This window comes from Saccharopolyspora sp. CA-218241 (assembly GCF_050954615.1).
Taxonomy (GTDB): Bacteria; Actinomycetota; Actinomycetes; order Mycobacteriales; family Pseudonocardiaceae; genus Saccharopolyspora; species Saccharopolyspora cebuensis.
On the sequence record NZ_CP191860.1, the window covers coordinates 2,605,131 to 2,622,730 of the forward strand.

At 73.5% G+C, this 17,600-nt stretch carries 19 protein-coding genes and 1 tRNA gene; 13 read left to right on the forward strand and 7 right to left on the reverse strand.

All coding sequences use genetic code 11. The annotated features are described in order from the left end of the window. Window positions 1-2: 2 nt before the first annotated feature. On the reverse strand, window positions 3-1,025 hold the full coding sequence (locus ACQP0T_RS12525; RefSeq protein WP_433873166.1) for a methyltransferase: 1,023 nt from the start codon (window positions 1,023-1,025) through the stop codon (window positions 3-5). Between the two features lie 155 nt (window positions 1,026-1,180). Between ACQP0T_RS12525 and ACQP0T_RS12530 the strand changes: the two genes are divergently transcribed. Continuing rightward, a complete protein-coding gene (locus ACQP0T_RS12530) occupies window positions 1,181-2,017 on the forward strand; it encodes a TauD/TfdA dioxygenase family protein (protein ID WP_433873167.1) in 837 nt (278 codons plus the stop codon). A gap of 16 nt (window positions 2,018-2,033) precedes the next feature. After that, a complete protein-coding gene (locus ACQP0T_RS12535) occupies window positions 2,034-3,242 on the forward strand; it encodes a cytochrome P450 family protein (protein ID WP_433873169.1) in 1,209 nt (402 codons plus the stop codon). Between the two features lie 272 nt (window positions 3,243-3,514). Here ACQP0T_RS12535 and ACQP0T_RS12540 read toward each other — a convergent pair whose 3' ends face one another. The 3 genes from ACQP0T_RS12540 to ACQP0T_RS12550 all read right to left on the reverse strand — a co-directional run bounded on the left by ACQP0T_RS12540 (window position 3,515) and on the right by ACQP0T_RS12550 (window position 5,641). Beyond that, window positions 3,515-3,706, reverse strand: coding sequence for a ferredoxin (locus tag ACQP0T_RS12540; RefSeq protein ID WP_433873170.1), 192 nt, complete (start codon window positions 3,704-3,706; stop codon window positions 3,515-3,517). 124 nt (window positions 3,707-3,830) lie between these two features. Next, window positions 3,831-5,066 (reverse strand): cytochrome P450 family protein, encoded by a 1,236-nt coding sequence (locus ACQP0T_RS12545; protein WP_433873172.1) that lies wholly within the window; start codon window positions 5,064-5,066, stop codon window positions 3,831-3,833. 77 nt (window positions 5,067-5,143) lie between these two features. Next, the gene (locus ACQP0T_RS12550) at window positions 5,144-5,641 is read right to left on the reverse strand and encodes a GbsR/MarR family transcriptional regulator (protein WP_433873173.1); all 498 of its coding nucleotides are present in this window, start codon (window positions 5,639-5,641) and stop codon (window positions 5,144-5,146) included. 204 nt (window positions 5,642-5,845) lie between these two features. Here ACQP0T_RS12550 and ACQP0T_RS12555 point away from each other — a divergent pair, with 204 nt between their 5' ends. After that, window positions 5,846-6,478, forward strand: coding sequence for a Na+/H+ antiporter NhaA (locus ACQP0T_RS12555; protein WP_433873175.1), 633 nt, complete (start codon window positions 5,846-5,848; stop codon window positions 6,476-6,478). 564 nt (window positions 6,479-7,042) lie between these two features. Next, window positions 7,043-7,507 carry a tyrosine-type recombinase/integrase gene (locus tag ACQP0T_RS12560; protein WP_433873176.1) on the forward strand — a complete coding sequence of 155 codons (465 nt, stop codon included), beginning with the start codon at window positions 7,043-7,045 and terminating at the stop codon, window positions 7,505-7,507. Window positions 7,508-7,575: 68 nt separating this feature from the next. Here ACQP0T_RS12560 and ACQP0T_RS12565 read toward each other — a convergent pair. Continuing rightward, a tRNA-Pro gene (locus tag ACQP0T_RS12565) sits at window positions 7,576-7,649 on the reverse strand. Window positions 7,650-7,817: 168 nt separating this feature from the next. On the opposite strand from ACQP0T_RS12565, the gene ACQP0T_RS12570 reads away from it, so the two are divergent. Then, window positions 7,818-9,221 (forward strand): serine/threonine-protein kinase, encoded by a 1,404-nt coding sequence (locus tag ACQP0T_RS12570; RefSeq protein WP_433873178.1) that lies wholly within the window; start codon window positions 7,818-7,820, stop codon window positions 9,219-9,221. Between the two features lie 58 nt (window positions 9,222-9,279). After that, complete coding sequence (locus ACQP0T_RS12575) at window positions 9,280-9,618, forward strand: plasmid stabilization protein (RefSeq protein WP_433873180.1); 339 nt, start codon at window positions 9,280-9,282, stop codon at window positions 9,616-9,618. A 5-nt stretch (window positions 9,619-9,623) separates the two neighbouring features. Here ACQP0T_RS12575 and ACQP0T_RS12580 read toward each other — a convergent pair whose 3' ends face one another. Continuing rightward, window positions 9,624-10,436, reverse strand: a complete 813-nt coding sequence (locus ACQP0T_RS12580; protein ID WP_433873181.1) for a UbiA family prenyltransferase — start codon at window positions 10,434-10,436, stop codon at window positions 9,624-9,626. 27 nt (window positions 10,437-10,463) lie between these two features. Here ACQP0T_RS12580 and ACQP0T_RS12585 point away from each other — a divergent pair, with 27 nt between their 5' ends. The 7 genes from ACQP0T_RS12585 to ACQP0T_RS12615 are packed head-to-tail and all read left to right on the forward strand — an operon-like array spanning window position 10,464 to window position 17,123. After that, a complete protein-coding gene (locus ACQP0T_RS12585; protein WP_433873183.1) occupies window positions 10,464-11,174 on the forward strand; it encodes a methyltransferase domain-containing protein in 711 nt (236 codons plus the stop codon). Between the two features lie 5 nt (window positions 11,175-11,179). Continuing rightward, window positions 11,180-12,361: an acyl-CoA dehydrogenase family protein gene (locus tag ACQP0T_RS12590; protein WP_433873185.1), complete on the forward strand. Its 1,182-nt coding sequence runs from the start codon at window positions 11,180-11,182 to the stop codon at window positions 12,359-12,361. A gap of 5 nt (window positions 12,362-12,366) precedes the next feature. Continuing rightward, on the forward strand, window positions 12,367-13,395 hold the full coding sequence (locus ACQP0T_RS12595; RefSeq protein WP_433873187.1) for a type III polyketide synthase: 1,029 nt from the start codon (window positions 12,367-12,369) through the stop codon (window positions 13,393-13,395). Then, window positions 13,395-14,108, forward strand: coding sequence for a YqjF family protein (locus tag ACQP0T_RS12600; RefSeq protein ID WP_433873189.1), 714 nt, complete (start codon window positions 13,395-13,397; stop codon window positions 14,106-14,108). Before ACQP0T_RS12595 ends, ACQP0T_RS12600 begins: the two co-directional genes overlap by 1 nt. Before the next feature lie 9 nt (window positions 14,109-14,117). Next, window positions 14,118-14,936 carry an alpha/beta fold hydrolase gene (locus ACQP0T_RS12605; RefSeq protein WP_433873190.1) on the forward strand — a complete coding sequence of 273 codons (819 nt, stop codon included), beginning with the start codon at window positions 14,118-14,120 and terminating at the stop codon, window positions 14,934-14,936. Beyond that, entirely contained in the window at window positions 14,933-16,456 is a 1,524-nt protein-coding gene (locus tag ACQP0T_RS12610; protein WP_433873191.1) for a carboxylesterase/lipase family protein, read from the forward strand. The genes ACQP0T_RS12605 and ACQP0T_RS12610 overlap by 4 nt, the downstream gene beginning before the upstream one ends. Before the next feature lie 46 nt (window positions 16,457-16,502). Then, window positions 16,503-17,123 carry an L-threonylcarbamoyladenylate synthase gene (locus tag ACQP0T_RS12615; protein WP_345364234.1) on the forward strand — a complete coding sequence of 207 codons (621 nt, stop codon included), beginning with the start codon at window positions 16,503-16,505 and terminating at the stop codon, window positions 17,121-17,123. A 9-nt stretch (window positions 17,124-17,132) separates the two neighbouring features. On the opposite strand, the gene ACQP0T_RS12620 is transcribed toward ACQP0T_RS12615, so the two are convergent. Then, a complete protein-coding gene (locus ACQP0T_RS12620; protein WP_433873194.1) occupies window positions 17,133-17,588 on the reverse strand; it encodes an NUDIX hydrolase in 456 nt (151 codons plus the stop codon). Window positions 17,589-17,600: the final 12 nt, after the last annotated feature.

The following is a 17,600-nucleotide window of genomic DNA, read 5'->3' on the forward strand; positions in this document are numbered from 1 at the left end:
GCTCAGCCGCGGGCGTACTCCAGGACCACCAGACCGCCGGCGCCGTCCCGCCGCCCGCGCGGCACCAGCCCGGCATCGGCGGCGAGGGCGTCGAAGTCCTCCGGCCGGCGTTCGCGGCCGCCGAGCAGGGTCAGCGACTGGAGGTCGAACGACGCGTTGTTCTTGGCGTGCTCGGCACCGGCGAGGACCTCCACCACCACGACCCGGCCGTCACCGCTGACCGCGTCCGCGCAGCGGCGCAGGATCCGGGTGGCGTCGTCGTCGGGCCAGTCGGTGAGCACCCGAGAGACGAGCAGCACGTCGTAGCCCGGTGGCAGCGGCTCGAGGAAGCTACCGCCGACGAACGCCGCGCGGTCGGCGAGCCCGGCTCCGGCGAGGTACTGCTCGGCCTCCGGCCGGACCTCGGGCAGGTCCAGCACGGCTCCGGTCAGGTGCGGGTGCGCGGTCAGCACGGCGCCCAGCAGCGCCCCGGTGCCGCCACCCACGTCGAGCACGCTCGACACGGGCCCCCAGTCGTACCCGGCGGCGACCTCCGGGCCGGTCTGCCAGGAGAACCCGGCCATCGTGGCGCCGAAGAACAACCGCAGGCGTTCGTCGGCGCGGTAGTCCGACCAGAAGTCGGTGCCGTGCACCGCGCCGTAGGCCGACCGGCCGGTGCGGACGGCGTGCAGCATCCCGCCGTAGGCCAGGTCCATCTTCAGACCGGGCCCATCGGCGTCGAGCCAGGCGCGCAGCAGCGCGTTGCGGTCGTCCAGCAGCGCCCGCGACACCGCGGTGAGCGCGTGCTCGCCGGGCGCGGGCTCGGCGAACAACCCGACCGCCACCAGGTGGCGCAGCAGGCGGGCGAGCGCGTCCGGATCGGCCCCGGATGCCCGCGCCAGCCCGGCCGTCGTGGTGTGCCCGTCGCGGACGAGTTCGGGCAGGTGCAGGGCGACCGCGGTCCGCACCGCGAAGGGCGTGGCGAGGTCGACGAGGGCGGCGAGAGCGGTGGTGCCGGACGCGGAATCGGTGGTCCCACTGGCCACGGCAATCCTTTCCTGGATGGTCACGTTCGAATTCGGGATTCCCCGTGACGATCGCACCGCGCCGGGATGCGGGCAAGCCCCTTCGGCATCCGGTTCCATTCCGTTCCGCGCGCCGCGGAACGGACCCGAAGAATACGCGAGAAAGGGAGATGAACATGATTCCTCTCGACGTCCGACCCATTTCCGGGGCGCTCGGAGCCGAAGTCCGGGGCATCGCGCTGGCCGACGTCGACGACGGCTCGTTCGCCCAGATCAACAAATTGCTGCTCGACCACCTGGTGCTGTTCTTCCCGGACGCGGCCGGGCTCGACCCCGCCGCCCACGAGGCGTTCGGCCGCCGCTTCGGCCCGCTCGAGGTCCACCAGTTCCTGCCGAAGCTGCCCGGGCACGACGAGATCGTCGTCCTCGACTCCGACCAGGGCGCGAAGGCCGACGTCTGGCACACCGACGTCACGTTCTCCCCGTCCCCGCCCATCGCCTCGGTCCTCCAGATCGTGCAGTGCCCGGAGGTCGGCGGGGACACCATGTGGAGCAACCAGCACCTGGCCTACGAGGCGCTGTCCGCCCCGATCCGGGAGCTGGTCGACGGTCTCACCGCGATCCACCTCTTCGAGCACCCCGCCGGCTCCTACCGCAGCGAGGCGGAACACCCGGTCGTCCGGGTGCACCCCGAGACCGGTCGCCGATCGCTCTACGTCAACCGCATGTTCACCCGGCGCATCCCGCAGCTCACCGCCGAGGAGAGCGCGGCGCTGCTGAACCACCTGTTCGCGGTGTCGGAGAGCCCGCAGCGGGTGTGCCGGTACCGGTGGGTCGAAGGCGCGGTCGCGGTGTGGGACAACCGCGCGACCCAGCACTACGCCGTCAACGACTACTCCGGGCGCCGGGTCGGCCGCCGGGTCACGGTGCTCGGCGACACCCCCGCGGGCGATCCGCCGCGTTGGCCGAACCACCAGCTCAGCGGGATGAGCGCGACCGCGGTCAAGGACTGAGGGAACGGAGGCACCGATGAGCGAGCCCACCCCCGGAGCCGTCACCGAGGCGGCCTTCCTCGAGTCCTACTGGCGGGACCCGCACGCCACCCTGGCCCACGCCCGCGAGCACGCCCCGGTCCGCGAGGTGACCTTCGAGACCGGACCGACCTGGCTGGTCACCCGCTACGCCGACGTCCGCGCCGGGCTGGCCGATCCCCGGCTGGCCAAGGATTGGCGCGCCACCCTGCCCGCCGAGGAGCGCGCGTCGGCCCCGCCCGGCCTGCCCGCACCGATGTCCCACATGCTGACCTCGCTCGATCCGCCCGAGCACACCCGGCTGCGCCGATTGGTCACCCAGGCGTTCACCGCGCGCCGGCTGGCCGCGCTGCGCCCGCGGATCGAGTCCCTCGCCGACGACCTGCTCGCCGGGCTCCCCGGGGACGAGCCGGTCGACCTCGTCGCCCGCTACGCGATCCCGCTGCCGATGGAGGTCATCTGCGAGCTGATCGGCGTGCCCGAGCTGGACCGGGAGGACTTCGCGCACTGGTCGACCATCCTGATCGACGAGTGCCCCGAACCCGAACTCGCCCGGGCCTCGGCGCAGATGGCCGACTACCTCGGCGGACTCGTCGCCCTCCGCCGCGACGACCCGGACGACGCGCTGCTCTCCGGCCTCATCGCGGCCTCGGAGGACGGGGAACGGCTCTCCGACATCGAGATCGTCGCGATGGCGATGCTGCTGCTGATGGCCGGCCACGAGACCACGGCGGTGTTCATCACCAACAGCGTGCGGGCCCTGCTGGCCGACCCGGCTGCCCGGGCCGGGGTGACCTCTCCAGATACCGTCCCCGGCTTGGTCGAGGAACTGCTCCGGTGGGTCTCGCCCGCGCTCAACGCCTCGCTGCGGTTCGCCACCGAGGACCTGGAGATCGGCGGGACCGCGATCCCGCGCGGTGCCTCGGTCACGCTCTCGACCGGAGCCGCCAACCGCGATCCCGACCGGTTCTCCGATCCGGCCCGGCTCGACCCGGACCGCGATCCGGCCGGCCACGTCGCCTTCGGCCACGGCATCCACCGCTGCCTGGGCGCGGCGCTCGTGCGCTTGGAGGCGGAGATCGCCCTGACCGCGCTGTTCCGGCGTTTCCCGGACCTCCGGGCCGCCGGACCCGACGAGGTGCTGACCTTCCGGCGCAGCGTGCACGTCCACGCCCCCCGGACGTTCCCGGTGCTGCTCGGGGTGTGATGCCGGACGGGCGGACTCCCCGGTCCGCCCGTCCGGACCCGGTCCCGCTCCATCGGTCGGGCGACCGCTGCCGACGAGCCACGCCGGTGGGTCCGGTCACCCGAGAACGTCCCCGTCGTGACATGGGCGGACCGACCACACGATCCCACCGCCCCGAGCCCGAACCGGCCGCCAGCAGGGGTTGACCGAGGCGACGTTCTCGTGGCGCTCGTGCGCCCCGGAACAGACCTCATCAGCGGACCGTCGAGTACCCGCATTTCGGACAAGGTTCCCTATTCCGTGATCGAAAGCGCCTCGGTGGGGCAGGCCGCCACTGCGCGATGGACGTTCTGCTCGTCGTCCCCGTCAACCTCCCACTGCAGCACGTCAAGCTTGCCGTTGTCCTGGACCTCGAAGTACTTGTCGGTCTCGAACTCGCAGAGGCCGTTGCCGGCGCACCGATCCCAGTTCACCTCGATACGCATCGTGCGTCTCCTTCCCTGCGGTTCGCTCCTCGGTGGGGCCGACGCGATTTCCTCGACCACCGCGTCAGGAGCATGAGCTCACGGGTCCTGTGCCGGGCACGCGCGTGTGCCGTTCGGCTGACGTTCAGCCCAGGTGGACGGGCAGCTGTTGGTATCGGGTCCACAGCGGCATCGGCTCGAAAGCCAGCTCGTCACGCGGGACGGCCAGGGTGATCGCCGGGTGCCGGGCGAGTAGCACCTGCACCGCCACTCGGGCCTCCATGCGGGCGAGGCTGGCCCCGAGGCAGAAGTGCTGGCCGTGACCGAACCCGAGGTGGTGGTTGGGCGTTCGCGTGATGTCGAACCGGTCCGGCTCGTCGAAGACCGCCGGGTCTCGGTTGGCCGAGGCCAGCAGCGGAATCACCACGGACCCGGCGGGGACGGTCTGCCCGTACCAGGTGATGTCCTCGATGGCGGTGGCCGGCTTGGTACCCCCGACCGGTCCGGCGAAGCGCACGATCTCCTCGATGGCCGAGCGCCACAGCGCCGTGTCCTCGGGTGCCTCGCGGAGGCGGGCGAGGTCCTCAGGGTGGTCGAGGAGGGTGACCACCGCGTTGGTGATCAGGTTGAACGTGGTCTCGTAGCCGGCGACGATCAGGGTGAACACCATGGCCACGAGCTCGTCCTCGGAGAGGCGGTCGCCGTCCTCCTCGGCTTGGACCAGGCCGGTGAGGATGTCCTCGGCGGGCTCGGCGCGCTTGCGGGCCACCAGCTCGCGCACGAAGTCGACCAGGTCGCGGATCTTGGCGTCCCAGTCCTCCCGGGTGCCCTCGTAGTCGCTGAGCATGGCGGCCACGCCGAGCTGGAACCGTGCGCGATCGGCCTCGTTCACCCCGACCATCTCGGCGATGACTGTGAAGGGGATCGGCAAGGCGTACTCCTGCCGCAGGTCGACGACGTCCTGTCCGACCAGTGCGTCGAGCCTTCGGTTGGCCAGCGCGCGGACCCGCTCACCGAGTCGTTCGATCACCTTCGGGGTGAAGGGTTTGGCCACGAGTGCGCGCAGGCGCTTGTGTTCGGCTCCGTCCTTCATGATGAGCGACTCTTGGCTCACCATCCGGATGTGCTCGGGTAGCCCGGCTGCCATCGCCGAGCCGTCGCCGGGCGAGCGGGGCAGGCGAGGGTCGGTGAGCATCGCCCGGCAATCCTGGTAGCGCGCGAGCACCCAGGCGGGCTGGGAAACCGGTCCGTAATCGATCCGGGTCTGCGCAACGGGGGCGTGCTCACGCAGCCACGTGTAGTGCCGCTGCGGGTCGGCGGCGAACTCGGGGCTGCCGAGGGGTGGCAGCCCCTCGGTCATCGGCGTTGTCGAGCTGGTCATCTCGGACCTCCATGCGGCGCTGCTCGTGGTGGGTGAACGGTCGGATTGCTGCCGCGGTAGCGGGCGAGGAACGGACCTCAGCGGTCGAGATCGAGCTGGGGCCGGTACTCGCGCCAGCGCGCCATCACCGCGTCCAACTCGGCACGCAGGAACGCGAAGAACTCCTGGCTCTCCCGCATCCGCCGACCGCCGCGGGTATCCGGCCCCAGCGTCTCGACGCCCTCCGCGGCGGCCTTCTCGTAGTGACTGAGCAGGTCCGAGCGCTGCAGGAAGATGCGTGACCAGATGTCCCGGTCGTCGATCCGGTACAGGTCGCTGCGCATGCCGGGCTCGCGTTCCTTGGTCACCAGCCCCACCTGCACGAGGTAGCGGACCGCCCCGGAGATCGCCGCCGGACTGACCCGCAAGCCGGCGGCGAGCTCGCTGGCGGTGTAGCGGTCGCGGTCTTCGGCCAGGACGTAGGCGAAGACCCGAGCCGGCATCCGCGGGACGCCGGACTCCTCGAGCACCTGGGCGAAGCGCTCGACGTAACGCAGCAGCCGGGCGCTGGAGTCTTCGCCTCCTTCAGCAGTCATATACTCATCATAAACACCACGCGTTTCACAAATCAATGAAATCTCTCCGGCTCCGCTGCGGGCGAGGCGTCGTGGCCTGGCACACCGGCTGCGGTCGCGGTGCACGCGTGAGGGCGCCACGTACGCTGGCGAGTAGGCGTGCCGGGAAGGCTGGTCGGCGTTCGATGAGCCGTGGACGCAGGAGACTCGTGCCAGCCCCACAGCGTGCCGTGCCCGCTGCCTCCTCAGGCGCGGTTCCTGGCCCGAAGCCCGCCGTTCTGGGCGAACTCGCCGTGGCGCGAGGCGTACTCAAGCCTGGCGGCGTGGAAGATCGGACCGGCCGCGCTGCACCGCGGACTGACCCTGGCGCAATGGACCGCGGACGGCCTGCTCGCCCTCATCTTCGTCGCGGGCCTGGAACTCAGGCGCGGGTTCGTCGCCGGTGATCTCCGGGGCCCGTGTCGAGCGGCGCTTCCCGTTGCCGCCGCGATCGGCGGCGTGGCGGTAACCAGCTCCGTGTTCTACTTCCCCTCGATCACCAGCTCGGTGGCGATCTCGGTGATCTTCCTGTTCCTGTTCTCCGGCTCCGGGGCGGTCAACGCGCCGCTGGAGTCGGTCGGTGTGCAGGGGCCGAACTGGTTCACCGACTCGCGCGGCAAGCTCTTCCGGCGACACATTTGGCGCTTGGGTGGTGGTGATCCCGACGCTGGCGCGCGGCCGGAGCAGCTTGCTTCGGCGGCGCTCATGCTTGCCAACCGGGCAAGGACGACGGATTCATCGGCGGCCGCGTCCGCCGCGATGCGACGGACGTGCTCGGGAACCGCGCTGCCTCGGGCTGCCACGTGCTCCCAGGGCTGAGCGACGACCTGGCCTAGGCTCGCCAGCCCGTATCGCGTGACGCAGACGTGGCCTTCATGGCTCGCGACGCCGCAGCCGCCCTGCCAGGTGCTTTCCCATTCTCATAGCGATAACCGAAACTCTGACGCAGATTCTCCAGCCGCCTTCGACTCCGTCGTCGCAGGCTGCACCCTTCCGCCCGGCGGGGTCGCCTCATCCTCGCGCTATCGCCCGCACGACGCCATCTTCGTCGCCGCCTGCTATCTCTTCGGCTCGGGCGCCGCCGGCGGAAGCCTACGGGCGCTCATCGCCGAAGTCGGCAACCGCGGGCGAGTCCACCGAGCCGCACCTGCGCCTCCAAATCGACACCGGCAACGGCGCTGTCGACCCTCAGGTTTTCTACGCACAACGAGGCCCTGGGGCTCTGCCGCTGAGAACCTGCCGTCGAATCGTCACCACAGCATCGCGCGAATCGCTCCACCGCGCCGGAATGTCAAGCCACGTAGCGTCCCGGCGCAGCGCACGAGCGGCATGGGTGAATCTGCCGCAGAGAATCGCAGGTAGTCGTTAAAAAAACAGTTGTCGGTGCCGCGCAGCATCGAGGTGTGGCACTCCGTCCGAGCGGGTGGGGACATCAAGGCCAAGAAGTCCCGGCGGACGCTGGCGCTGCCGATGCGCTGCGTCGTGGCGTTGCGCCTGCACCGCCTGCGCCAGGTCGCGGCGGCCCAGCGCGCCGGCCGCCGGTGGGACCCTTGCGGGCTGGTCTTCCCGTCCTGGACCGGCACGCAGCTCGACTTGCACAACGTGCGCCGCGACTTCCGCAGGGGCGTCAAGGCCGCCGGGCTGCCGCCGGACGAGTGGGCGCCGCGCGAGTTGCGGCACAGCTTCGTCTCGGTGAAGTCGGCCTCCGGCGTCCCGGTGGAGGACATCGCGCGGATCGTGGGACGCAGCGGGACCGCGGTGACCGAGCGGGTCTACCGGAAGGAGCTGGGCCCGGTGCTCGTGGGAGGCGGGACGGTCATGGACACCGTCTTCAAGCCCGAGCGATAGACAGGCAGTTAGACAGGCACAACGAGATCAGGGCCGATGCCCTGTGGCATCGGCCCTGATCACGACCGTCGGGACGGCGGGATTCGAACCCACGACCCCTTGACCCCCAGTCAAGTGCGCTACCAAGCTGCGCTACGTCCCGGTCACCGCTTGCGGTGTGGAACCAGCTTAGCGCACCGCCGAACGGGCGATCATCGGGGGCTGGGTTCGGCTGTTTCCGCTGGTCGTCGGGGTTCGGGTGGGTGTCGGCGGGGTGCTGGCGCGGGCGCATAGGATGATCCGTCGTTGTCGGCGGGGGGAGTGGCGCACCGTGGCGTGGCAGTTCGGGCCGTACCGGGTCGACGGGGTGATCGCGCGCGGCGGCATGGGCGAGATCCTGCGCGCCTACGACACCCGTCACGATCGGATCGTGGCGTTGAAGGTGCTGGCCGAGCACGCCGCCGCCGATCCCGAGTTCCGCGAGCGCTTCAAGCGGGAAGCGCACGCCGCGGCCCGGCTCAACGAGCCGCACGTCGTCCCGATTCACTCCTACGGGGAGATCGACGGCCGGATGTACCTGGACATGCGGTTGGTCGATGGTGGTGACGTGGGGTCGCGGCTGGCCGGGGCCGGGCCGATGCCTGCCGCCGAGGCGGTGGGCGTGGTCGAGCAGGTGGCGCAGGCGCTGGACGCCGCGCACGCCCAGGGGCTCGTGCACCGGGACGTCAAGCCGTCCAACATCCTGCTCGGCGAGCACGGGTTCGCCTACCTGGTGGACTTCGGCATCGCGCACTCGGTGCGCACGGGAACGACGCTGACCTCGACCGGTTTCGCGATCGGCACCCTCGACTACATGGCGCCGGAGCGCTTCGACGGCTCGCCGGGAGATCCGCGTTCCGACGTCTACTCGCTGGCCTGCGTGCTGCACCAGTGCCTGACCGGGGCGAAGCCGTTCGCCGGGGACACCGCCGCCTCGATGATCAACGCCCACCTCAACCACCCGCCGCCGCGTCCGACGTCGCTGCGCTCGGCCGTGCCGCCGGGGTTCGACCGGATCGTCCAGCGCGGTATGGCGAAGAACCCGGACCACCGGTTCGCCGGCGCCGGGGAGCTGGCCCGGGCCGCGCGGGCGGCTCTGACCAGCCCGGTCCCGCTGGGCTCGGACGCGGTGGCCGGTGAGCCGTCCCGGGGACCGCGGCGCTGGCCGTGGCTCGCCGCGGTCGCCGCGGTGGTGGTGGTCGGCGCGGTGGCCGCCCTGCTCGCCTCGCGGCCGACCGAGATCGCCGGACGGGTGGCCGCACCGGAGGGTCCGCCGAGCGCTGCCGCGACGAGCGCGCCCACGTCGGCCTCCGCGGAGGTCCCGGCCACCTCGCCCGGGCTCGAACCGCCGCCGAGGACCGAAGCCGAGTCCGAACCGGCGGTGCCGCGCGCCACCCGCTACTGCCGCACCCTGGAGCACGGAGGTGTCGCACGCGGCACCGGCTGTTTCAAGCCCTACGGCGACCGGGTCTACGCCCACGACACCCGCGCCGACGGCATGTCGATCCGCACCGACGTCGCCACCGACTACGGGCGCACCGAGGAATGCCGGGACATCGGCAGCGGGGGTCCCGAGGTGGAGTGCGAGTTCAACCTCTCGGAGAAGGGCCGGATGCGGTTCCAGGTCGAGCTGTGGGACGACGGCAAGCGCGTCACCGAGACCCGGTGGACCGAGTACTTCCCGATCGGCCGGTGATTCGGTGCCGATCGCGGTGGGTAGTCGGTGCCTGGACCCGACGCGGGAGGTGTCACCGATGCCCCAGCGAGCCTGGAACTCCAAGCGCGAGCGCCAGTACGAGCACATCAAGAACCAGGCCGAGGAGCGCGGCACCAGGAGCGGCCGCGCCGAGGAGATCGCCGCCAGGACGGTCAACAAGAACCGGGCGCAGCGGGGTGAGTCGAAGCGGCGCAGCAAGACCGCCACGCAGGACGTCCCGCCGCAGCGCCGGGGCGGGATCCGATCCGGCAACCGCACCGGTCCGGGTGGCCGCACCAAGGACCAGCTCTACGCCGACGCCCAGCGGGCCCGCATCCCGGGCCGGTCCACGATGACCAAGTCCCAGCTGGAGCAGGCGCTGCGGCGCAAGAAGTAGCACGCTCAGGCCCCGGTCGCGACCAGGACTCCGACGTCGACCAGCGCCACGACGAGGACGGCGCCGAACGCCGCTCGGGAGCCGGGCCGCCTGCCCAGCAGCAGCCCGGCTGCGAGCAGCAGTCCGGAGGTCAGCACCAGCAGCGGGCCGACCGCGACCGGTAGCGGGGCCGACCAGCCCAGGGCGAGCGAGGTGGCGAACACCAGCGCTGCCGCGACCCCGGCGCTGGTCGGCGCCCCGAGCCGGTGCGGCAGCCCGCGCACACCGGTGGCGCGGTCGTCGGCCAAGTCGGGCAGGGCGTTGGCGAAGTGCGCGGCCGAGCCCAGCAGCATCGCGGCCACGACCAGCCACGGCGGCGGCACCGTCCCGGCGGCCAGGGAGAGGAACACCGGCAGCAGTCCGAAGGACAGCGCGTAGGGCACGACGGACAGCGGACCGGTCTTCATCCCGAGGTCGTAGGCCCACGCCGAGCCCAGCGCCAGCAGGTGCGCCGCCGCCGCGGCGGCGCCGAACGGCAGCGAGAGCCCGATCGCCGCGACCGCCGACACCAGCACCGAGATCAGCACCGCGCGCCGGGACACGCACCCGCTCGCCACCGGCTTGTCCCGGCGGCCGACCGCCGCGTCGCGCTCGGCGTCGACCAGATCGTTCAGCCACCCCACCGAGAGCTGGCCCGCCAGCACCGCCGCGGTCACCACCACGAGCGCCCCGGGACCCGCGCCGGTGGACGCCGCCAAGGCCGCCGCGACCGCCGACACCACCACCGTCGGAACCGGGTGCGAGGCGCGGAGCAGGGCCGGCGCTGCGAAGTGCCGCACCTGGCCGAGTGTGCCAGCCTGAAGCGCATGGCACGCTCCGGCGAGGCCGTCCGCCGCAACGATCCCGAGCTCTACGAGACCCTCGCCGACCAGTGGTGGCACCGGCGCGGGGCCTTCGCGATGCTGCACTGGCTGGCCGCCGCCCGCGCCGGTCTGGTCCCGCCCGCGCCGCGGCCGGGCGCGGTGCTGGTCGACCTCGGCTGCGGCGGTGGTCTGCTGGCCCCGCACCTGAGCGGTTATCGGCACGTCGGGGTGGACCGCTCGGCCTCGGCGCTGCGGACCGCCGCCGCGCACGGCGTCGAGCCGGTGCTCGCCGACGTCGGTGCGGTCCCGCTGCCCGACGGTTGCGCGGACTGCGTGGTGGCGGGGGAGATCCTCGAGCACGTCACCGACCTGCCCGCCGCGGTCGGCGAGGCGTGCCGGTTGCTGCGGCCCGGCGGGGTGCTGGTGCTCGACGCGCTGGCCGCCACCGCGCGGTGCCGGTGGGTGGCGATCGGCCTGGGCGAGCGGTTGCCGGGGATCGCGCCGCGCGGGACGCACGATCCCGCGCTGCTGGTCGACCGGCGCGCCTTGGTCGAGCTGGCCGCGGCGCGGGGCGTGGAGCTGCGGCTGCGCGGGATGCGGCCGAGCGTCCGCGACCTGCTCGGCTGGTGGGGCGGGCGGACCGAGGACGTGCGGATGGTGCCGTGCGCGAGCACGGCGGTGCTGTTCCAGGGGGTCGGGTGCAAACGGGGGTGACAGGGGTGACGGCGTATCCGGTGTCGGTCGTCTCGGAGGCGGTCGGGGAGCTGGTGCCCCGGTTCGCCGAGCGGGCCGCCGCCCACGACGACGCGGGGACCTTCCCCGCCGAGGACTTCGCGGACCTGCGCGGATGGGGGCTGCTGGGGCTGATGGTCCCGGTGGAGCACGGCGGCTTCGGCGCCACGTTCGCCGATTACGCGGCGGTGGCCGCCGGGATCGCCACCGGAGCCGGGTCCACCGCGCTGATCTTCAACATGCACGCCTCGGTGACCGGAGCCCTCGCGCACACCCCGGAGGACCTGATCCGGCAGATGGGCGCCCCGGGCGGGTTCGTCGACGCCCGCGACCGGGTGCTGCGCCGCGCGGCCGCCGGGGCGCTGTACTCGGTGGCGATGAGCGAGCGCGGCGCCGGATCGCGGTTGTCCCGCACCACCACGGGGTTCCGCCGCAGCGACGGCGGTTACCGGATCACCGGCAGCAAAGCGTTCGTTTCCGGCGCCGGGCACGCCGACGCCTACCTGGTCACCGCCCGCGACGAGGCGGCCGAGGAGCCGCTCGTCTCGTACTTCCTGGTGCCGGCCGGGGAAGGGGTGCGGGTGGAACCCACCTGGGACTCGATGGGGATGCGCGCCACCGGAAGCCACGACGTGCACTTCGACGTCGAGGTGGAACCCACCGCCCTGCTCGGCGGCGTGGAGGGCATCACGCTGGCGCTCGCGCAGGTGATGCCGCAGTGGCTGGTCGCCTCCTACGCGGCGGTGTACCTCGGGGTGGCGCGGTCGGCGCTGCTGGCCGGCGCGGAGCACCTGCACGAGCGCGGGCTGGGGAAGCTGCCCCAGGTGCGGTCGCGGATGGGGCGCGCCGACGCGGCGGTCGCGGCGGCCGAGGCGGTGGTGCTCGAGGCGGCGCGTCGGGTGGCCGAGCGGCCCGGCGACCGCGAGACCAACCGCTGGGTGTTCCGCGCCAAGCTGGTCGCGGGCGACACGGCGGCCGCGGTGAGCTCGTCGGTGCTGGAGGCGGCGGGGGCCTCGGCGACCCGGCGAGGACATCCGCTGGAGCGGATCTACCGCGATGCCCGCTGCGGCGCGCTGCAACCGGCGACCTCCGACGTCTGCGCGGACTGGCTGGGCGTCGCCGCGCTGGGCGGGGATCCCGATCGGGACAGCGAGACCCCGCGGTGGTGAGGCCGGTGATCGCCGGCATCGGCACCGCGTTCCCCGCGGCCGTGGCGCAGGACGTGCTGTGGGAGGGGTTCTTCCGGGACCACTTCGGCGGCTCCCGGGTCGCCGAGCGGATCTTCCGCGCCCCGTTCCTGCGCCGCAGGCACGCCGCGGTGAACCCGGTGCTGGAGGACGTCTCCGGGTGGTCGACCGGGCGGCGGATGCGCCGCTACGCCGAGGAGGCCCCGCCGCTGGGGCACCGGGCGATCACCGCCGCGCTGGCCGATGCCGGACTCGACGCCGCCGACATCGGCCTGCTCGCGGTGGTCTCGTGCACCGGGTACAGCACTCCGGGGCTGGACGTCCGGCTGGCCGAGTCGCTGGCCCTGCCCGACCGGGTGCAGCGGCTGTGCATCGGCCACATGGGCTGCTACGCCGCGGTTCCCGGGCTGGGCGCGGTGGGCGACTTCACCGCCGCCCGCGACCGCCCGGCGGTGCTGCTGTGCGAGGAGCTGACCTCGCTGCACCTGCAGCCGCCGACCTCCGATCCGGAGCAGATCGTGCCGCACGCGTTGTTCGGCGACGCGGCGGTGGCCCTCGTGGTGCGCCCGGGCGGGCGCGGGCTGGAGCTGCTCGACGTCGACGCCCGCACCGACACCTCCGCGAGCGCGTACATGACGTGGGACATCACCGACCTGGGCTTCCGGATGGGGCTCTCGCCGAAGGTCCCGGACGTGCTCGCCGATCACGTCACCGAGGTCACCGCGGACCTGCTCGGGCGCAACGGCTACGGCCCGGACGACGTGCGCGCGTGGGCCGTGCACCCGGGCGGACCGCGCATCCTCGACGCGGTCCGGGAGGCCCTGGGGCTGGCGCCGGAAGCGCTGGACGCCTCGTGGTCGGTGCTGGCCGAGCACGGCAACTGCTCCTCGGCGACGCTGCCGCTGGTCGTCGACGAACTGCGCCGCGGCGGTGCGCTGGACGGCGGTGGTCCCGTCGTCGCGATGGCCTTCGGTCCCGGCCTGACCCTCTACGCCGCGCTGCTGCGCGCGGGCTGATGGGGCCGACCGGCGACACCGCGCCGCACCGCATCGGCCCGGCGCCGACTTCGCAGCTCTGGCGCGATGCGGTGTTCCTGCACTGGCCGTGCGATCCCGACCGGCTCGCCCCGCTGCTGCCGCCCGGCACCCGTCCCGACGTCTTCGCCGGGACGGGCTGGCTCGGGGTGGTGGCGCTGCGGATGCCGGTGATCCGCCTCGCGGGCGTGCCGCTGGGCGGGATGACCCAGCTCAACGTGCGGACCTACTGCGTCGACCGGACGGGCGGGCGCGGCCAGGTGTTCCTCGCGATGGAGCTGTCCCGACCGGAGCTGGGGGCGGGCCTGCGGATGCTGTCCGGGTTGCCGTGCCGCGGGTCGCGGGTGCGGCAGCAACGGGACGGCGGCACCCTCGGCTACCGGGCCGAGCGGCGCGGGCTGCGGGTCCGGTTCCTGGTGCGCCCCGGCGAGGCCGTCGAAACCGGCCCGCTGGAGCGGTTCCTCACGGCCCGTTGGGCGCTGCACTTCGCCCGCGCCGGGCGCACGGTGCGGCTGCCGGTGGCCCACGAGCCGTGGCGGCTGCGCTCCGCCGAGCTGCTCGGCCTGTCGCACCGGGGGCTGGCACCGCTGTTCGCCGGGTGCGCCACCGGGCCGCGGTGGCCGCACGTCCTGGTCGGGGCCGGGGTGAGCGCCCGCTTCGGATTCCCGGCTCTGCTCCCGCCGCGCCGCCCCTAGGATGAGGTCGTGCCGCACGCGAGGAGTCACGACGGGGCCCGGATCTGGTACGAGGCGATCGGGTCCGGTCCACCGCTGGTGCTGCTGGCCGGGCAGGCCAACGACCACCGCTGGTGGGACTCCGTCCGCGACGACTTCGCCGCCGCGCACCGCACCGTCGTGCTGGACCACCTCGGCACCGGGGACAGCGATTCGCCCGCGGAGGCGGAGTACAGCACCCGGCGGTTCGCCGCCGACGTGATCGCGGTGCTCGACGCGCTGGGCCTCGCCCGCGCCCACGTCTACGGCACCTCGATGGGCGGCAAGGTCGCCCAGCGGGTCGCCCTGGACCACCCGGACCGGGTCGGTGCGCTGGTGCTCGGCTGCACCTCGGCGGGCGGGGCGGCGGCCGTGCGCGCCTCGGCGGAGGTGTCCCGGTCGCTGGTGGGCGCGGGTCCGGAGGCCCGGCGCGCGCTCGCCGAGCTGATGTACACCCCGGAGTGGACGCGCGCGCACCCCGGACCGCACCGCACGCTCGGGTCGCCGATGCGGTTGCCCGCGCGGCGCGGTCACCTGCGGGCCAGCAACGCCCACGACGCCGCCGCCGAGCTCGGCCGGATCGGCGCGCCGACGCTCGTGCTGCACGGCACCGACGACCTGCTGACCCCGCCGGACAACGCGCGGCTGCTGGCCCGCGACATCCCCGGTGCCGAGCTCGTGCTGCTCGACGGCGCCCGGCACGCCTACTTCGAGGAGCAGCGGGAGCTCGCCGCGAAGGTGGTGCTGGACTTCCTGTCCCGGCACCCGATGCCCGCGTCCGGGACCGGCGTCGAGCGGGACGGGCGGTGACCGCCCGCGCGCGACGGGAGGACGCCGCGACGGCCGCTCCCGAGGTCCGCACCGCGTCCGGCGCGGTGCGCGGTCGCTGGTCCGGCGGGGTGGGGGTGTTCCTCGGCATCCCGTTCGCCGCCGCACCGGTCGGCCCGCGCCGGTTCGCCGCACCGCAGCCGGTCCGGCCGTGGGACGGGGTTCGCGCGGCGTCGGACTTCGGTCCACCGCCCCCGCAGCCGATCGGGATTCCCGGCGGCACCGGGGACGACTGGCTGACCGTCAACGTGTGGTCGCCCGACCCCGGGCGCGATGCGGGGCTGCCGGTGCTGGTGTGGATCCACGGCGGGGCGTACCTGCTCGGCGGTTCGTCGCAACCCGGTTACGACGGTGCCCGGTTGGCGCGCGACGGCGGCGTCGTGGTCGTCACGCTGAACTACCGGGTCGGGGTCGAGGGTTTCGCGCAGCTCGACGGGGCGCCGCCGAACCGGGGACTGCTGGACCAGGTCGCCGCCCTGGAGTGGGTGCGGGACAACGTCCGGGGCTTCGGCGGCGATCCCGGCCGCGTCACGATCTTCGGCGAGTCGGCGGGCGCCGGATCCGCCGCCGCGCTGCTGGCCATGCCGAGCGCGGCGGGCCTGTTCGGGCGGGTCATCGCGCAGAGCGTGGCCGGGACCTTCTTCTCGGCCCCGCTGGCCGCCGACGTCGGTGCGGTCCTGGCCGCAGCGGCCGGGCGGCGGCCGTCGGCCACCGAGCTCGCCGAGGTGGAACCGGCGCGGCTGGTCGCCGCCGGGGACGCGGTCGCCGCGGACCTCGGGAGCCACGAGCACCGCTGGGGTCCGGTCGCGCGCACGACCACCCCGTTCGCCCCGGTCGTCGACGGCGAGGTGCTGCCGGTCGCGCCGTGGCAGGCGCTGGCGGCCGGTGCCGGCCGCGACGTCGACCTGCTGGTCGGGCACACTCGCGACGAGCAGCGCCTGTTCACCTGGCTGGACGGTCGGCTCGGCGCGGTGACCGAGCAGGAGGCCGCCACCGCGCTGCGGGTCTTCGCGCCCGGACCGGACGGCGCGCGCCGCTACCGGGAGGCCCACCCGGACGCCGGTCCGGAACGGCTCGACGAGCTGGTGCGGTCGGACTGGTTGTTCCGGATGCCCAGCCTGCACCTGGCCGAAGCGCAGCTCGCGGGCGGTGGGCGGGCGCACCTCTACGAGCTGACCTGGACCGCGCCCGCCGCCGACGGCCCCCGCGGCGCCTGCCACGGGCTCGACGTGCCGCTGGTGTTCGGCACCGCCGGTGCGGACCTGGGCGCCCGGCTCATCGGCGCGGACTTCACCCCGGCGGCCGAGGAGCTGTCCGCGCACGTCCGGGCGGCCTGGGTGGCGTTCGCCGTCGGCGGTGACCCGGGGTGGCCGGCCTACGACCTGGACGACCGGCCGACCCGGGTGCTCGACGTGCCCCCGGCGGTCACCGGCTACCCGGAGGAGACGTCGCGGCGGATCTGGCGGGACCACGTCTTCGCGCCGCTGCCGCTGCTCGGCTGAGGGCGGTCGTGCGCCGCCGGCGGCCGGCGGCGCCTATGCTCGGTGGATGGCGAAGTACTTCGACGTGCATCCGCGCAACCCGCAGCCGCGGGCGATCGGCCAGATCGTCGACCTGCTGGAGCGGGACGGGCTGATCGCCTACCCGACCGACAGCGGGTTCGCGCTCGGGTGCGAGCTCGGCAACCGCTCGGGGATGCAACGCATCCGCGCCATCCGGAACCTCGGCGACCGCCACCACTTCACCCTGGTGTGCCAGAACTTCGCCCAGCTCGGCCAGTTCGTGCACATCAGCAACGCGGTGTTCCGCGCCATCAAGGCGGCCACGCCCGGCCAGTACACCTTCATCCTGCCCGCCACCGGCGAGGTGCCGCGCCGCCTGCTGCACCCGAAGAAGAAGACCGTCGGCATCCGGATCCCCGACCACGTCACGACGCAGGCGCTGCTGGACGCCCTCGGCGAACCGCTGCTGTCCTCGACCCTGCTGCTGCCCGGCGAGGACGAGCCGATGACGCAGGGCTGGGAGATCAAGGAGCGGCTGGACCACCAGCTCGACGCGGTGCTGGATTCCGGGGACGGCGGCGTCGAGCCGACCACGGTGGTCGACTTCTCCACCGGCGAACCCGAGGTGGTGCGGCGCGGCGGCGGTGATCCGAGCCGGTTCGAGTAGCGGACTCGTTCAGAACCCGTGGGTGAGCAGCGGCGCGACCGCACCGGTGCCCAGCAGCCGCAGGACGTCGAGCTCGTGCGGGACCACCGGGTCGGGCAGCGCGCCGAGCCCGGCCCAGCGCAGCTCGGCGGCCTTGTCCGGTTCGACCAGGCGCGGCTGCCCGGACCAGCGGCGGCACTCGAAGAAGAAGTCCACCCGCTCGTTGACCGGCCGACCGTCGCCGCCGGTCCGGTGCATCACCGTCAGCGGCCGCAGGTCCTCCGGCGCCACGGTGATCCCGAGCTCCTCGGCGGCCTCCCGCCGCGCCGCGTCCAGCACGGATTCGGATCGCTCGACGTGCCCGGCGGCCCCGCAGGCCCAGAACCCGTCGCGGTAGCCGGTGCCCCGGCGCAACTGCAGCAGCACCTCGTCGGCTCGGCGGAGCAGGACGTACGCCGACGGCACCACGCTGAACCCGTTCGCCACGCCTCGATCCTA

Bases quoted from the DNA above. Each gene is read 5' to 3' on its own strand.
- ACQP0T_RS12600 (WP_433873189.1), top strand. From the start codon at position 13,395: ATGGGGCCGACCGGCGACACCGCGCCGCACCGCATCGGCCCGGCGCCG.
- ACQP0T_RS12535 (WP_433873169.1), top strand. From the start codon at position 2,034: ATGAGCGAGCCCACCCCCGGAGCCGTCACCGAGGCGGCCTTCCTCGAG.
- ACQP0T_RS12575 (WP_433873180.1), top strand. From the start codon at position 9,280: ATGCCCCAGCGAGCCTGGAACTCCAAGCGCGAGCGCCAGTACGAGCAC.
- ACQP0T_RS12530 (WP_433873167.1), top strand. From the start codon at position 1,181: ATGATTCCTCTCGACGTCCGACCCATTTCCGGGGCGCTCGGAGCCGAA.
- ACQP0T_RS12550 (WP_433873173.1), bottom strand. From the start codon at position 5,641: ATGACTGCTGAAGGAGGCGAAGACTCCAGCGCCCGGCTGCTGCGTTAC.
- ACQP0T_RS12585 (WP_433873183.1), top strand. From the start codon at position 10,464: ATGGCACGCTCCGGCGAGGCCGTCCGCCGCAACGATCCCGAGCTCTAC.
- ACQP0T_RS12545 (WP_433873172.1), bottom strand. From the start codon at position 5,066: ATGACCAGCTCGACAACGCCGATGACCGAGGGGCTGCCACCCCTCGGC.
- ACQP0T_RS12540 (WP_433873170.1), bottom strand. From the start codon at position 3,706: ATGCGTATCGAGGTGAACTGGGATCGGTGCGCCGGCAACGGCCTCTGC.
- ACQP0T_RS12615 (WP_345364234.1), top strand. From the start codon at position 16,503: ATGGCGAAGTACTTCGACGTGCATCCGCGCAACCCGCAGCCGCGGGCG.